This window comes from Lysobacter sp. HDW10, from assembly GCF_011300685.1.
In the GTDB taxonomy this organism is placed as follows: Bacteria; Pseudomonadota; Gammaproteobacteria; order Xanthomonadales; family Xanthomonadaceae; genus Solilutibacter.
The window spans coordinates 750317-766147 of the sequence record NZ_CP049864.1 but is presented as its reverse complement, the minus strand read 5'-3'; the positions used below and the strand labels follow the sequence as shown (position 1 = coordinate 766147).

At 57.2% G+C, this 15831-nt stretch carries 14 protein-coding genes; 4 read left to right on the top strand and 10 right to left on the bottom strand.

Translation table 11 applies throughout. The features are described 5' to 3' along the window. Positions 1-56 precede the first annotated feature (56 nt). Positions 57-1871, top strand: coding sequence for an SLC13 family permease (locus tag G7069_RS03670; protein ID WP_166294387.1), 1815 nt, complete (start codon positions 57-59; stop codon positions 1869-1871). A gap of 19 nt (positions 1872-1890) precedes the next feature. Here the strand turns inward: G7069_RS03670 and G7069_RS03665 are convergent, their stop codons facing one another. Beyond that, positions 1891-2997, bottom strand: coding sequence for a PA0069 family radical SAM protein (locus tag G7069_RS03665; protein WP_166294385.1), 1107 nt, complete (start codon positions 2995-2997; stop codon positions 1891-1893). A gap of 58 nt (positions 2998-3055) precedes the next feature. On the opposite strand from G7069_RS03665, the gene cls reads away from it, so the two are divergent. Genes cls through G7069_RS03650 form a run of 3 tightly spaced genes read left to right on the top strand, consistent with a single transcriptional unit; the run spans position 3056 to position 5984 of the window. After that, on the top strand, positions 3056-4510 hold the full coding sequence (gene cls / locus G7069_RS03660; protein WP_166294383.1) for a cardiolipin synthase: 1455 nt from the start codon (positions 3056-3058) through the stop codon (positions 4508-4510). Positions 4511-4548: 38 nt separating this feature from the next. After that, the gene (locus G7069_RS03655; protein ID WP_166294381.1) at positions 4549-5220 is read left to right on the top strand and encodes a hypothetical protein; all 672 of its coding nucleotides are present in this window, start codon (positions 4549-4551) and stop codon (positions 5218-5220) included. Further along, positions 5217-5984, top strand: coding sequence for a pyridoxine 5'-phosphate synthase (locus G7069_RS03650; RefSeq protein ID WP_166294379.1), 768 nt, complete (start codon positions 5217-5219; stop codon positions 5982-5984). The genes G7069_RS03655 and G7069_RS03650 overlap by 4 nt, the downstream gene beginning before the upstream one ends. A 27-nt stretch (positions 5985-6011) precedes the next feature. On the opposite strand, the gene G7069_RS03645 is transcribed toward G7069_RS03650, so the two are convergent. The 9 genes from G7069_RS03645 to dnaN form a co-directional block, all read right to left on the bottom strand. Continuing rightward, the gene (locus G7069_RS03645; RefSeq protein WP_166294377.1) at positions 6012-6425 is read right to left on the bottom strand and encodes a biopolymer transporter ExbD; all 414 of its coding nucleotides are present in this window, start codon (positions 6423-6425) and stop codon (positions 6012-6014) included. 12 nt (positions 6426-6437) lie between these two features. Continuing rightward, positions 6438-6881: a biopolymer transporter ExbD gene (locus tag G7069_RS03640; protein ID WP_166294375.1), complete on the bottom strand. Its 444-nt coding sequence runs from the start codon at positions 6879-6881 to the stop codon at positions 6438-6440. Positions 6882-6953: 72 nt separating this feature from the next. Then, on the bottom strand, positions 6954-7688 hold the full coding sequence (locus tag G7069_RS03635) for a MotA/TolQ/ExbB proton channel family protein (protein ID WP_166294373.1): 735 nt from the start codon (positions 7686-7688) through the stop codon (positions 6954-6956). 79 nt (positions 7689-7767) lie between these two features. Then, positions 7768-8478: an energy transducer TonB gene (locus G7069_RS10730; protein ID WP_166294371.1), complete on the bottom strand. Its 711-nt coding sequence runs from the start codon at positions 8476-8478 to the stop codon at positions 7768-7770. Between the two features lie 128 nt (positions 8479-8606). Beyond that, positions 8607-9764, bottom strand: a complete 1158-nt coding sequence (locus G7069_RS03625; protein ID WP_166294369.1) for a tetratricopeptide repeat protein — start codon at positions 9762-9764, stop codon at positions 8607-8609. Positions 9765-9885: 121 nt separating this feature from the next. After that, positions 9886-10713 carry a M48 family metallopeptidase gene (locus tag G7069_RS03620; protein ID WP_166294367.1) on the bottom strand — a complete coding sequence of 276 codons (828 nt, stop codon included), beginning with the start codon at positions 10711-10713 and terminating at the stop codon, positions 9886-9888. A 118-nt stretch (positions 10714-10831) separates the two neighbouring features. Next, positions 10832-13303, bottom strand: coding sequence for a DNA topoisomerase (ATP-hydrolyzing) subunit B (gyrB, locus tag G7069_RS03615; RefSeq protein WP_166294365.1), 2472 nt, complete (start codon positions 13301-13303; stop codon positions 10832-10834). A 75-nt stretch (positions 13304-13378) separates the two neighbouring features. Then, positions 13379-14464 carry a DNA replication/repair protein RecF gene (gene recF, locus G7069_RS03610; RefSeq protein WP_166294363.1) on the bottom strand — a complete coding sequence of 362 codons (1086 nt, stop codon included), beginning with the start codon at positions 14462-14464 and terminating at the stop codon, positions 13379-13381. Between the two features lie 63 nt (positions 14465-14527). Further along, the gene (gene dnaN / locus G7069_RS03605; protein WP_166294361.1) at positions 14528-15628 is read right to left on the bottom strand and encodes a DNA polymerase III subunit beta; all 1101 of its coding nucleotides are present in this window, start codon (positions 15626-15628) and stop codon (positions 14528-14530) included. Positions 15629-15831: the final 203 nt, after the last annotated feature.

Below are 15831 nucleotides of genomic sequence, written 5' to 3'. Positions count from 1 at the left end.
GCGCGCTCTACAGGGGATGTTTAGGTCGTGTGAAATCAGGGAGCTGAACCGCGCACATGGTCACGCTTACAGTGCAGCAAATTATTTTCATGGCCATCCTTGTCGGCGGCTTGTACTTGTTTGTGAGTGAGAAGCTGCGGATCGACGTCTCCGCCATGTTGATCTTGCTTGCATTGGTCGTCACCGGGACATTGGATGGTGACGATGCCTTAGCGGGCTTCTCGAGCGAACCCGCGATCATTGTTGCAGCCGTCTTCGTGATCTCCGGGGCGCTCAGTGCGACCGGTATTACGGAACGAATTGGTCAGTGGGTGGGTCGGGCATCCGGCGGCCGGGAGTGGCGAACGATCGCCGTGGTCATGCCCACCGTGGCGGCCTTGTCTGCGTTTACACACCATGTGATGGTCACGGCGATGATGTTGCCGATTCTGATTCGGCATGCAAAAGACAAGAACATTCCGGCGTCCCGCCTGCTGATGCCGATGTCACTCGCTGCGTCGTTGGGCACCACGCTGACTTTGATCTCGGCGCCCGCATTCTTGCTCGCCGACAACATGCTCGAACGCGCAACACATGAAGGCTTGGGGATTTTTACCGTTACGCCGATTGGTTTGGCCCTAGTCGCGGTCGGCATGATCTACATTCAACTGACGCGTTGGCTGCTGCCGCGCCGCAGTGGTGAGCAAGCCGAAGAAGATTACATGCGCGTTGAGCGCTATCGCACGGAACTGCTCGTTGTGCAGGGCGGCGCATGGGCGACGCGCACCTTACATGACTTGCGCAAAGCGATCGGACCCAACGTCAAAGTGTTGGGTTGGTTGCGTGATGGCGTCGAACGACCTGATTTGAACGATGGCAGTCCGTTACTGGGTGACGACTTGCTGTTGATTGAAACCGATGCAGATGAACTGAAGTCCTTGCACGAACATCCTGGCTTGGACTTGAACGCGATCAAGCGTTTCGGCGTGACGAAAGGCACCGAACACGAAGGTTCACCGCAATTGGTACAAGCGGTGGTTGCGCCGGGCTCGGAGTTTATTGGTCGCTCGATTCGTGAATTGGATTTCGCCCATCAGTTCGGTGCGGTGATTGCCGGCCTGTGGCGTCGCGAAGGTTCGGTCGCACCTCGTTTGTCTGATACGCGTTTGCGTGAAGGTGACCTCTTGGTGCTGTGGGGGCTGCCCACACGCTTCTCGGAATTGGCCGCGCATCATGGCTTTTTGATGTTGATGCCGTTCCGCGGCGAAGGCATGCGTCGCTTGCGCGCGCCGATCGCCATGCTGATCTTGATTGCCACGATCGTCTTGGCAGTGACGGAATGGATTCCGGCTTCGCTGGCATTTCTAGCGGGCGCGGTCGCCATGGTGGTCTTTAAGTGCGTCGATGTCACTCGCGCGTATCGAGAGATTGACGTGCGTATTTTCGTGATGATTGCAGGCGTGATTCCGCTGGGCATCGCGATGGAAAAGACGGGCACCGCTAAATTGCTGGCGACGGGTTTGCATCATTTCGTTGCGCACTTGCCGTCGTTTAGCATCTTGTTGGTCATGTTTAGTCTTGCTGCATTGCTGACACAAATCATGTCTGACTCAGCCACCACCGCGTTACTTGGGCCGATTGCGATCTCGCTCGCGCAAGAATTGGGCATGCCCGCCGCACCGTTTGTAGTGTGTACGGCACTGGGTGCGGTGGTGGCGTTTTTAACGCCGATTGGTCATCACGGCAATTTGTTGATTCTTGGCCCCGGCCAATACAAGTTCGGCGATTTCTTGCGAATAGGTTTACCGCTCACCGTTTTGATTGCCATGGTGTGCGCGTGGCTGTCGCGCTGGATTTGGTTAGGTGGCGCTCTGGTCCCGCATTTTTCATAACGCGGCGCGTGCGCACTACTTAGAACAGGTTACCTTGGTCGCCCACCGCCGCCGGCGGGTGGAAGCGCGACACATCGAGTGCGGGCATCCCGGCAAATCCAAGCCGTTGTTTGGTTTTGCGCACCCTTTGTGTGATCAGATCAGCGAACGGGCCCGTTCCACGCATGCGTTGCTTGAAGTCGCTGTCGTAATCTTTTCCGCCGCGGGATTGTTGCAGCAAACTCATCGCGTGCGCGGCGCGCTCGGGATAGTGCAGGTGCAACCATTCGCGCCAAATATCGGTCAGCTCGTGCGGCAAACGTAACAGAATGTGATTGGCTGCTAGCGCCCCCGCCGCGTGTCCCGCTTCAAGCATGTGTTCGAGCTCATGATCATTGATCATCGGAATCACAGGGGCCACCAGCATGCCCACAGGCACACCCGCGTCGCGCAGGGCGCGTATGTTTTTGAGTCGGGTATGTGGGGCCGCGGCACGCGGTTCGAGTTTTGCAGACAAGGCATTGTCGAGCGTGGTGACCGAGATCATGACGCTGACCAATTGCCGATCGGCGAGTGCAGTCAGCACATCCAGATCGCGAAGCAGAGTCGAAGACTTGGTGATGATTTGCACCGGATGTTCTGTTTCAAGACATACCTCCAAGAGGCTGCGCGAAATTCTGAGCTCGCGCTCGATCGGCTGCCAACCATCGGTATTGACACCTAAAGCAATCGGCGCCACTTGATAGCCGGGCTTACGCAGAGTTTCGCGAAGCTTCTCAGCGGCGTTCACCTTTGCGTAGATTTCAGTCTCGAAATCAAGACCTGGCGAATGGTCCAGATAGCTGTGCGTCGGCCGGGCGAAGCAATACACGCAAGCGTGCTCGCAGCCTTGGTACGGATTCACCGAGCGGTCGAACACGATATCCGGCGAACTGTTGAAACTCATAATGCTGCGCGCCTCGCGCGGATGGATCCGCGTGGTCGGTCGATGCGCCAGGTCCTCTGCAATTTCTTCTGCCAGCGTGCCCCATCCGTCGTCCATCGCAATCGCGGCACGTTCCGCGAATCGCGCGGGTGTCTGGGACGCAGCACCGCGACCCTTGATGGCCTGTTGAATGGGCAGCTGCACTCTTCGCCTTTGCGTCATGACAATAGCCTAAGCTTTGTGTGTCGCATCCGTTGCGATTACGGTTAAAGGATTCAGGATGTTCGAAACGTTGCAGGCGCTCTGGACACACTTTTGGAACATTGAGCACATCCGTCTGTATTTGACTGCGGCGTGGCTTGCGTACGTCGTGGGCCTCGGCATCTGGATCTTGCTCCAAAAGCGCGAACCGGTGGCCACCTTGAGTTGGTTGATGGGCTTGGCTGCCCTGCCCTATATCGGTTTGCTGGTTTATGTCTTGATCGGCCCGCAGCGGATCAAACGCTTTCGCTTACGGCGGTCCCGTGCACGCGTCGCCGCCTTGACGGCCTCCGACAAGCTGGAACGCAGTGAACAAGTTGAGCTCAGCCGTTTGGCCACTGCGACGACGCAGCTCGTGGCGACCAGTGCAACCGATGTTGAGTTGTTGATCGACGGGCACGCCAAGTACACCAAGTTGCTGGAAGACATCGCGCAAGCGAAGTCGCATATCCATCTCGAGTACTACATTTATGCCGCCGACGAAGTGGGTTTACTGATCCGCGACGCATTGATCGAACGCGTACGTGCCGGCGTCACCGTGCGTTTGTTGGTGGATGCCTTAGGGTCGGCGCGCTCGACCAAGAAGTTTTTCAAGCCTTTGACGGATGCGGGGGCGGAGCTCGCATGGTTTCACCCGACCCACTTCACGCGCATCTGGAAGATCTGGCAGCGCCCGTGGGTCAACTTGCGCTCGCATCGCAAAATCGTGGTGATTGATTCGCGCATTGCCTATACCGGTGGCATCAATGTCACCGTCGAAGAGGACGAATCCAGACGCGATGACGCCTACCGTGATTTGCATGTGCGCTTGACCGGCAAAGTGGTGCTTCAACTGCAGCAAATTTTTATTGAAGACTGGGCTTACACAACCGATCAACGCGACTTTATTTCGGAGATCGCTCGCACTTTGCCAGAACTGACAGATGGCCCATATGCCGTGCAGGCGATTCCGTCGGGCCCGGATTCGGATTGGGAGGCGATCCATCGCGTGCACGTCGGTGCCATTCATGCCGCGCGCGAACGCGTTTGGTTGCTGACGCCCTACTTCGTGCCGGGTGAGGCTGCCCTGATGGCACTGACATCGGCCGCATTGGCCGGTTTGGATGTGCGCCTGATGGTGCCGCATAAAAGCGACAGCAAATTGGTGACCTTGGCTGCGCGCTCCTACTTCGATCGCCTGATGGTGGCGGGCGTGAAAATCTACGAATACGGTCCGCGCATGCTGCACACCAAAGCCATGTTGGTCGACGATGACATTGCCCTGATCGGCACAGCCAACTTCGACCCGCGCAGCTTCCGACTCAATTTCGAAGTGACCTTGCTGTTCAATGATGCGGTGGTGGCCGGCGCCTTGGAGAAGCAAATTCTCGGTGAGTTCCCCTACGCGCCGCGCGTGCGGGACCCTGGCACGCGCAACTGGTTGACCGCCCAGCTCCCGGAAGCCATCGCCCGTCTGATGTCGCCCTTGCTCTAAGGCCTGCGCGATACACTCGATCGAAATCGGAGGATGGTATGCATTGGATCTTGTTGCTCATCTGCTGCGCTTCGGTGTATGCCGGGATGGTCGCCAAGTCGCCCGCACTCATGCTGGCGATGTTTTTCGTTGCGCTCGCCAGTTGCTTTGCTTGGTTGTGGGTTCGCTATAAGACTCTGTTCCCTGACACGGCAGCCGTGACCGCGGGTGGCGCAGGTTTGAGCGACCATGAGATGGAATCCCTGCGAGCACACGTGCGCGCCCGCGCGGAGGCCAATGTACCGCCCGCACCCGACTCCTTTGAACGCCCGGCCGATCCCGACGCGATTCGCGCGGCGGCCCAAAAAGTGGCAGAGCGCGATGCCGAAGCCGTGCGACTTCGTCAAGCGGCAGAGCGCGAAGCCATCGCCCAACGTGCAGTGTTAGAGCGCGAGACTTTGGAACTGGCGCGCACGCGGGTTGCGCAAGCGGAGCCGGTGCAAGCGCCACCTGCGCAGACGCCCGCCGCCGCGCAGCCTGAAGAAGGGGTCGTGCGTGCTGATGTCCCGCCTCCAGACCTTGAAACACCTGTTGCGCACGCGGCCAGCAAGCCGCAGGGGCCGGAGCGAGAAGTCGGTGAAGTGTGGAATCCTTACGCGGGTGTGGTGCAAGCGCCGAAGAAAGATGTGCTTGTGCACCCCACCTCGAGTGATGCCCACCGCGACGCATGACCACAAAGCTCAGCGTTAACGTCAACAAAATTGCCGTGCTCCGCAACTCACGCGGCGGCACACTGCCGAGCGCGGTTGAAGCCGCACGAACGTGCCTGCGTGCAGGTGCAAATGGCATTACCGTGCATCCGCGTCCGGACGCGCGCCATATTCGTAGCGACGATGTGTATGACTTAGCGCCGATCTGCGCGTCGTTCGGAGTCGAGTTCAATATCGAAGGCAATCCGTTTGCGCCGGCGCGCGCTGGCTATCCCGGTTTGCTGGCGTTGTGCGAAACGGTACGTCCCGCGCAAGTCACATTGGTGCCCGACAGCGACGGGCAACTGACCTCTGATCATGGTTTCTCTTTTGAGGACGCATTAGAACCTTTGGCCGCGCAAGTTGCGTCCTTTAAGGCCTTGGGTGCGCGCGTCAGTGTGTTTGTCAATGTGGGCAACCCGCTCGTTGCTCGGGCACGCGACGTCGGTGCAGATCGCGTCGAGCTCTACACGGGGCCTTTTGCAGAAGCGTTTCTTGCCGGCGGCGAAACGCTCGCCAACTACTTGCATGCGTGCGCTGAAACCGCGCAACTCGCGCAAGCTGCAGGTTTGGGTGTCAATGCAGGCCACGACCTGGACCAAGTGAATTTGACTGCCTTCTTACGCGCAGTGCCCGCCGTGCGTGAGGTTTCTATTGGTCACGCTTTGATCTCTGAGGCCTTGTATGACGGCCTCGAAACGACCGTTGCGAATTATCTAGCGGCCATAAAAAAAGCCGCCTGTTAAGGCGGCTTTGAAAGGTAAGCGATTGGATCAGTTGCCGTTTTCCACGAAGGCGATCTTCTTCATGTCGGCATTCTTTGCAGCGGCCAAGACCTTTGCAAAGACATCGTATTGCGCTTGATTCGAAGTTTCGATTTGAATGGACGGTTGGTTTTCCGGATCCTGATTCACCGTGTCTTTCATCGTTGCTTCAAGCGTTTTCACGTCCATCATCGCGTCGTTCCAGAACACTTGACCAGCAGCGTCAATACGCAACTTGATCGGTGCCTTCGGGTTCGGCGGCGGTGGGTTCGTGCTTGCTTGTGGCAAGTCGATTTTGATCGGGTAAGTTTGGATCGGCATGGTCACCATGAAGATGATGAGCAAAACCAACATGACGTCGACGAGCGGCGTCACGTTGATGTCCGCCATAGGGCCACTGCTATTGCCTGAGGAAAATGCCATATCAGTCGCTCCTTATTCTTGCTCGCCCGGCTTCGGACGAACGGTGACATAACCGATGTCCAACATGCCTGCGGTTTGCGCCATCTTCGTGATGTCCGCAACGATCTTCATCGGGGTGGTGCGGTCGCCACGAATATTCAGTGGCGGCTGCGGTGTTTTTTGGGCGGCCACTGCGAGGCGGCTTTCCAAATCACCCTGGGTAATCAGCGCGTCATCCATGAACAACTGACCGTTTGCCTTCACGGAAATCGTGATGGGCGCAGTGATCACAGCTTCTTTCGGCTTCGAAAGATCCGTGACCAGAAATGCGCGCGGCAGTTCCACTTTGGTTTTGTGGTTCATCAGCGGCGTGGTGATCATGAAGATGATCAGGAGCACCAACATCACGTCCACGAGGGGCGTCACGTTGATGTCTGCCATTGGGCCACTAGAGCTGTTACCCGTTGAAAATGCCATTGCTAAACGTCCTTAAATCGATTGACCTGATGAAAGATGGCAAGGCCTTTCAGCCTCGCCACCGCTCACGAATCAGCCCACGCGTGCGCCGGTTGCAAAGAAGTCATGCAAGTCGTGCGCGAACGTGTCGAACTTGGCGTTGGTCACGCGGTTCAGACGGTTGAAGAAGTTGTAGGCCAACACGGCCGGGATTGCCACGAACAGACCGGCTGCGGTCATGATCAAGGCTTCACCCACCGGACCTGCCACTGCGGAGATCGAGGCGTCGCCCGATGCACCGATGCGGATCAAGGCGTTGTAGATACCCCACACCGTACCGAGCAGACCCACGAACGGTGCGGTTGCACCGACGGTTGCCAACACGGTCAGACCGGATTCAAGACGCATCGATTCGCGGGTCACGGCTTGGCGCAACGAGCGGTCGACGAATTCCGAACGGTTCAGCGACTCAGCCAAACGCGAACCTTCGTTGCGTTGGTGGTGAGCTGCGGCTTGCGAAGCGTCCAAAGCGATCTTCGAGAAGGGTTCGTTGCCCTTTTGTTCTTCCATGTAACGGATCGCGTCTTGTGCATTCTGGGTTTCCCAGAAGGTCGAGACGACGCGGTCGGCGCTACCGCGCAGACGTGCGTTCTTCGCCAGGTTGACCACGATCCAGTAGATCGAGAGCACCGAGAAGACGAGGAGTGTGAGGAACACGATCCAGCCGACTGCATCGAAGTTTTGCAGCAGGTGGGAGAAGCTCATTTGCTGGAACGCTTGGGCGTTATTGCCTCCAGCAGCAGCGGCGTTCGGAGTTTGTTGGAGCATCGCGCTTACCTTCTTTTTTCTGTTTAAGTGGAGTTGGTATGACTAAAAGAGTGTTGCGTTTACAGCTAAATGTCGTGCATCAATTGAAGTTGAACGGCAAAGTGCCTCGGCCGCCACTTGAGCTGTTACACAGGCGGACCTTACGCGACCAAGAGGTAGCGGCACGGTCCACGGATTGGTCGCCGGAACTTGATGCCACGGTGGCATCTGTCACCGTACCGTCGGCCGTATAGGTCAAGGTCACGGCCATCGATGAACCTACATTGCCCTTGGTGCGCGCTTTGCCCAACGCCACCTGGATTGGTGTGGTTGGCGGCTGCGAGCAAATGTTGCCACGCAAGTCGGCATTGTTGTTAGAAGGTACGGAAGGAGTTGGAGTCGGCGTCGCGCGCGGGACCGGCACCGTTTGCGGCGGGCCCGGTGTTGCTTGCACGTCGTTCGAACTCACGCGGTCAGTGATAACCGGTGGTGACTGCACTTGCGGCGGCGGCGGCGTTGCCGGCTTCGGCGGTTGCGGCGGCATCGGCTTCGGCGGCGTCGGCGGCGGTGGTTTGAGAATCGGCGGCGGCGGCGGCGGCGGCGGCGGCGGTTTCACAATCTGCACGACGTCACGATCGGCTTCGAGAGTGTCGGTTTGCGGCGGAGATACCGGTGCCATCATCAACAGCAGCACAGCAACGTGCACGCCTAAGGCAGCAGACATCCCGGCAATACGTTGCCAGTTCAGTCCGGCGCCTTCGATGTCTCGATCGTTGCGGCGGTATTCGTAAGGGGCCAGTGTTTCCGTCATGCGTTGGCTCATGTTGGGGTCGGCACAAGTGCCTCGGAGTTGGTTCCCGTACTCAGTCGAGTGCGGGAACCCCGTAGCTTATACCAATCCGATTGGCTTGCGCCAACAAGAAAGGCTGTAAAACGTGATTACTTGAGCAGTCTTTGCGCGTCTGCCGTGTTCTTCACACCTTTTGCGAGTGCAGCTTGCGCGGCGGCCTTGGATTCGGCCTTCTTGCCTTGGGTGCTCAGGATTTTGGCACGATTGAGGTCTGCTTCGCCATTACTCGACATTGATGCCGCTTTGGTGTAGTTCGCCAGCGCAACGTTCCATTGATCGTCGCCAAACGCACCTTGCGCCGCGACCATATAGGCGCGTGCGGTGTCGTCGTTTTTCGGGATCATATTTTTCGCAACACCGTCGTCCAGTACTTCAGTGGCCGACTTCCAATTCTTGTCCTTCACCAGGTAACCCGAATACAAAACTTTGTAGTCCTGCGCGTCGGCGATACCGCGCTTACGCGCGTCATTTAGAAGTTCGTAGGCTTTCTTGGTGTTACCGGAAGCCTCGTAAGTCCCAGCCAAGTTGCGCACGGCTTGGATGTCGTTCGGATTTTTGTTGTAGGCGTCGGTATACAACTTGATTGCTTCTTCGCTGTGTCCGGTTGTCGCCATCAATGAAGCGCGCATGGGGCCGTACTGCGGATCGGTGCTGCCGCTTTCTGTAAGGAACTTGTCTAAGGTGGCGAGTGCTTCCGCATTCTTGCCCGCGGCTTGGTATTGGGCAGCCAAGTCACTCATGCTGTCGAAGTGCGGATTGTTGTCGAGTGCGTTCGCATCCACCGACGCCTTCAAATAACTGATCGCCTTGTCGCTTTGTTTCAATTGTGCAGAAGCCAGACCCGCGAGACGCTCTGCAAATGCCTTCTCGTACGGTGAAGCGCTGCCGGCAATGACCGTATCGGCTTGCTTGATGACGCCCGCGAAATCTTTCGCGTTAAAAGATTCGACGATCTTTTGCAGCTGGGCTGCGCCGTCACGCGTTGTGCTGACCTTCGGCTCCTTGCGCTTCGCATTCGGGTAGCGCGAAGCTTCAGCCGCCGGTGCTTCTGAAGCTTTGGCCTTGCCCTTCTGTACGTTGCTGTCTTCGTCCTTGGTTGACTCGCCGCGCAACTCTTTCAATCGCTTTTCACGTTGCTCACGCATCGTGCTGCCGCCCGAGCCCAGACTTTGTGCGGCGACAGGCATCGCGAAGCTGAGTGCCAATGCGGCTGCGATTGCCGCGGTCAAAGTAGTGCGCGTTTGCATGTCAGATACCTCTGTGAAATTGGTGCGTTACCGCAAGCATGGCGTATTCATCAACACATACGCCACACATTGGAGCTCGCAATGCACCTTTGGTTTAGCTTTTAGTTTGGCGGCGGGTTGTTTAGGGCCCGCAATTCGGACGTCGACCCGCCTTGCGCGCGGCCTCGTACTCTGGCATTAAACCGGTTGCACGTTGGGCAAGCTCGTTGATGCGCGATTGCGGATCCGGGTGGGTCGAGAGCCATTGCGGCGGCCGATTATTGCCGCTTTCCGCGATCATGTTTTGCCATAGATTCACGGCTTTACGCGGGTCGAAGCCGGCTTTGGCCATCAGTTGCTGACCGATGACATCCGCTTCTGATTCTTGAACGCGGGAGCCGGGCAGCAAGAAGCCCCCCTGCACTGCCATGCCGCCTAATTGACCCACTGTGTTCGGGTCGACGACGCCGGTCACTGCCGCGAGAATTTGTGCTGCCGCCAAGCCCATTTGGGCGCGTTGCGCTCGGGCGAAGCGCTCGGCGTGATGATGTGCATAGACATGCCCGATTTCGTGCGCAACGACGGCAGCGAGCTCGTCTTGATCACGTGCAACTCGGAAGATGCCGGTATACAGACCCATCTTGCCACCAGGCAATGCAAACGCATTGGCTTGGTTATCGACAAATACGCCGGTTTCCCATTGGTAGCGTGTGGACCACTCGCCCGGCAATTGTCGGGTGATGGCGTTGACAATGCACGTCGCATAATTGCGTTCACGGGCATTCCTGGTTTGCGGCTTCTCTGCCTTCAATTGATTGAAGGCTTGGATGCCCATCTCGTCGAGCTGCTGTTGCGGCACCGCCCCGGTCGCTTGTTGGCGTCCTGTGGGTGATGTCGTCGTGGCGCAGGATGCGATGGTCGCAGCCACTGCGGTGGCGAGCAGCACAGGCCTCAAAAGAGCAATGCGCATAGGAATCCCGTTGGTCGTGAATGCGAACCAGTTCTAAAACATGCGGTTTGAACGCAGCGTCAAAAGGGTGGCGGATTCGTTCAGAAATTCCGCCACACACGCCGTGCAGACGCTTGGCTTAGACGTCGATATTGGTGGCTTTCAGCGCGTTGTCTTCGATGAATTCGCGACGCGGTTCCACGACATCACCCATCAGGCAGGTGAAAATTTGATCGGCCGCAACGGCGTCTTCAATCTTCACTTGCAGCAGTCTGCGTGTGTCTGGGTTCACTGTGGTATCCCACAGTTGTTCCGGGTTCATTTCACCCAAGCCCTTAAAGCGTTGGATCTGACGACCGCGCTTGGCTTCTTCAAGCAACCAAGCATGCGCTTCAGCAAAACGCGTGACCGGTTGTGCGCGATTGCCACGAATGATTTGACCACCCTCGCGAATCAAGCCGTGTAACACGGCGGCGGCTTCGCGCAATGCTTTGAGTTCGCCCGTTTCAAAAATCGTCACCGGCAACACTTGAACGACCGCTTCACCCATGTGCGATCGGGTCACCAGCAGAGAAGCAGGCTTGCTCTCATTGCCTGATTGCAATTCGAGGCTGTAGCGCGGACGACCCAAACCGGTGTTATTGAGACGCGCAGTCAAAGCGTCGAGCTCATGCGATTCGTCTGTTGCATCGACCAAAGACGCGCTGTCCAAAGGTGTGAAATCAATCAGCAATTCAAGCACCAGCGGATCAAAACGATGGGCGTTTCTTGCAATCGCTTCGCGCGCTTGCGAGAACACCAACAAGAGTTTTTCGAGTGCTTCGCCTTGGATGGCGGGTTCACCGGCAGCCGGAATGAGTTGTGCACCTTCGACGGCATTGTTCGCAAGATAAGCGTTCAGTGCTGCATCGTCTTTCAGATACAACTCGTTCTTGCCTTGCTTGATTTTGTACAGCGGCGGCAAGCCGATATAGATGTGACCGCGTTCGATCAGTTCCGGCATTTGGCGATAGAAGAACGTCAGCAACAAGGTGCGGATGTGCGAACCATCGACGTCGGCGTCGGTCATCAAAATAATGCGGTGATAACGCAACTTGTCGGGGTTGTATTCGTCTTTGCCAATACCCGTGCCAAGTGCGGTAATCAATGTGCCGACTTCTGCACTGGCGAGCATGCGATCGAAGCGCGCGCGTTCGACGTTCAAGATCTTGCCTTTCAACGGCAAAATCGCTTGCGTCTTGCGATTGCGACCTTGCTTGGCCGAACCGCCTGCGGAGTCCCCTTCCACAATGAAGAGTTCGCTGAGGGCCGGGTCCTTCTCTTGGCAGTCTGCAAGCTTGCCTGGCAGGCCCGCGATATCGAGTGCGCCTTTGCGGCGTGTCAGGTCGCGCGCCTTGCGTGCGGCCTCGCGTGCACGTGCAGCGTCGACGATTTTACCGGCAATGGCTTTGGCTTCATTGGGGTGTTCTTGCAGGAACTCCTCCAAACGCGCACCGAACGTGCCCTCAACTGCCTGTCTCACAGGTCCAGAGACGAGCTTCTCTTTGGTTTGGCTGGAGAACGCAGGATCCGGTACCTTGACTGACAGCACGGCAATCATGCCTTCACGCATGTCATCGCCCGACAGCGACACTTTGGCTTGTTTCGCAATGCCGCTTTGTTCGATGTAGTTCTGCAAGGTGCGGGTCAATGCCGCGCGGAAACCGATCAAGTGCGTGCCGCCATCTTTCTGCGGAATGTTGTTGGTGAAGCAGAACATGGTTTCCTGATAGGAATCCGTCCACTGCAACGCCACTTCCACGCCGATGCCGTCTTGGTCGCCGCGTACCGAAATCACGTTCGGATGGAGCGGGTTTTTCAAATGTGCCAAATGCTCGACGAAGCTGCGGATGCCGCCTTCGTATTCGAACACCTGCTTCTCGCCTTCTCCGCGCTCATCGCTCAGGGTGATGCGCACGCCCGAGTTGAGGAAGGACAGCTCACGGAGGCGTTGGACCAGGATGTCGTAGTGAAACGTGGTGTCGCCGAAGACATCTGCAGACGGCCAGAAGCGCAGCTCGGTACCACGCCTATCACCTTGGTCGCCTACCCGCTTCATTGGGAACACAGGTGCGCCCACGGCGTATTCCTGCATGAAATGCCCGCCATCACGCCAAACCTGCAAGACCAGCTTGTCGGACAACGCATTGACCACAGAAACACCCACACCGTGCAAACCGCCGGAGACCTTGTAGGCGTTGCCGTTGTCAGCGTCGTTGTTGAACTTACCGCCTGCGTGCAGGACGGTCATGATCACTTCCGCGGCGGAGACGCCCTCTTCCTTGTGGATGTCGACCGGCATACCGCGGCCGTTATCCAGCACGGATACAGAGCCATCCTCATGGATGGTGACGAAAATATCGTTCGCATGGCCAGCGAGTGCTTCGTCGACCGAGTTATCCACGACCTCGAACACCATGTGGTGGAGGCCTGAGCCGTCTTGGACGTTACCGATGTACATCCCAGGGCGTTTTCGAACTGCTTCGAGGCCACGTAGGACTGTGATGTTGTTGGAGTCGTAATTCGTGTTATTTCCGGGCTGGCTGCTGCCGGCCTCTGTCGCTTCCGTCATGCGGATTTGAGCTCCCTATCGCTTCAGCGCAAAAGTGCGCCAAAAGCATTGATTTGAAGGGAAAATTATACCACCTCAGCCCCTCTCAATCACGCCATGTTCCACGTGAAACACACGAACTTGGGCCGCCGCGGGGAAACTCAGATCTTCTGCCGTCGTTCCTGTCACAAACACTTGGGCACCCACCTCGGCCAGCGCTGAGAGCACGGCCGCACGGTGCGCGATATCCAGCTCCGAGGCCAGGTCATCCAGCAGCACAACAGGCCACTCACCGTTTTGATGGGCGTAATATTCGGCTTGGGCCAAGATCACAATCAAGGCCGCCAGTTTCGTCTGACCGCGAGATAGGCGCTCACCCTGCGAACGCTGGGCAAATTCCACCACCCAATCCGCTCGGTGTGGCCCGGCCGTTGTAAAGCCAGCGGCCAAATCTCGGGCGCGTTGCACCAAAAGCGCATCCTCGAGTGACACGCTTTGCCGCTTCCAGCCGGGTGCAAAACGCAGCACGGCTTCACCAAGCTCCGGGAGCAAACGATCTGCCCACTGACTGACGTACGGCGCCAGCGCGTCGATGTAATCCGCGCGCAGTCGTGTAACCGCCTCACCGCTCTGTGCCAACTCAGCTTCCCACGCCTCCATCTGCGCCGTGGCGTGCGTCCGTTGCTTAAGCAATGCATTGCGTTGTTTGTGGGCTCGCGACCAGCGTCTCCAGAGTTGGATAAAGGCAGGTTCCACGTGGAACAAACCCCAATCCATCATTCGGCGCCGCTGATCACTTCGCCCATCGATCAGCGCGTGGCTCCCGGGTTCAAACGTTACTGCGGCAAGCGCAGTGCATAGGTCACTCAGAAGCGCGCAGTTCTGGCCATCTATGCGGCCCTCCCACTCGCTCCCAGCATGCCGAAGCCCCAGTTGCCGATTCAAACCCGACCGAGACGCCCAGCGGGCATAGATCTCAAGATGCGGGCGGCCCACTTGAATCAAACCCTCACCGACACGACCCCGAAAGCTCTTGCCATTCGAGAGTAGATGCAGCGCTTCCAGAATCGAAGTTTTGCCCGCGCCGTTATCGCCGGTAATCAGGTTGAATTGCGCGCTTGGCTCAATCGTCGCTTGCGCGACAGATCGGATGTTGGCCAGAGTGAAGTAGGTGAGATGCATGGCTTCAGAAAGTCAAACGCCCGGAGGACCCGGGCGCACGATGTGTTTCACGTGGAACACAGCTTAGAGACGCAGTGGCATGACCACGTGACGGCTGCGTTCATTGCTGGCCTCACGAAGCAAAGCCGATGAATTGGCATCACGCAAGGCCAACACGACTTTCTCGTCGCGCAGTGCAGACAACGCGTCCAGCAAATAGGTCACGTTGAAGCCGATGGTGATGTCTTCAATCTTGGTTTCAACTTCCACATCTTCCTGGGCTTCTTCCTGCTCAGGGTTGTGTGAGCTGATTTGAAGGAGGTTAGGGGTGGTTTCCAGACGCACACCGCGATACTTCTCGTTCGAGAGAATGGCAACGCGTTGCAGAGCAGCACGCAGGGCTTCGCGGTCCATGGTGACCAACTTGTCTGCACCAATCGGAATGACCGCTTCGTAATCCGGGAACTTGCCGTCAATCAACTTGCTGGTGAATGTGGCGTCATCGCGCACCACACGGATGTGCGCACGGCCGATCTCCAATTCGATATTGCGATCGCCGCCTTCAAGCATGCGCTGCAATTCGTTGACACCTTTGCGCGGCACGATGATTTGGCGTTTGCTCTGACCGCCTTCCAACGGGGCTTCGCACAACGCCAAACGGTGACCATCCGTCGCAACGCAACGCAAAGTATCGCCACGCAAGTCAAACAACAAACCGTTGAGGTAGTAGCGAACATCTTGCTGCGCCATCGCAAACGACGTGCGATCAATCAGTTCTTTCAACGCAGATTCCGGCACCACAGCGCGTTCGGTGGTGTCTTCGTTTTCTGCTGAAGGGAAATCATTGGCGGGCAGGGTCGCCAAGGTAAAACGGCTGCGGCCACCTTGGATCGTGGCTTTGTCACCCGCAAGTGTCAAAGTGATTTTGGCGCCGTCGGGCAGGGCACGCACGATATCGAACAGTTTGCGCGCCGGGATTGTGGTCTCGCCATCTTCGCTTCCGCTATCCAAAGCGGTGCGCGCCATCATTTCGACTTCGAGATCTGTACCCGTCAAAGCGAGATAGCCCGATTTAACTTGAACCAACAAGTTGCCCAGTACCGGCAGGGTTTGACGACGCTCGACCACGTTCACGACTTGCGCGAGGGGTTTCAGAAGGGCTTCGCGTTGCAGAGAAAAGCGCATGTAGGTTCCTTGCCTGTCGTCTTGCTCTTAAAGTGGATAAATATATAAAGCTTGGTGGTAATAGGGTGGCCGTTTTTCTGTGGATTACATTTTAAGTTGTTGATTTAAAAGAACTTTTAGTCCCACAACCTCTGTGGATAAAGTCGCTTAAACCCACCTAAAACTGTGTGGATAACTTGACGCTCTGAAGTCATCCACGACTT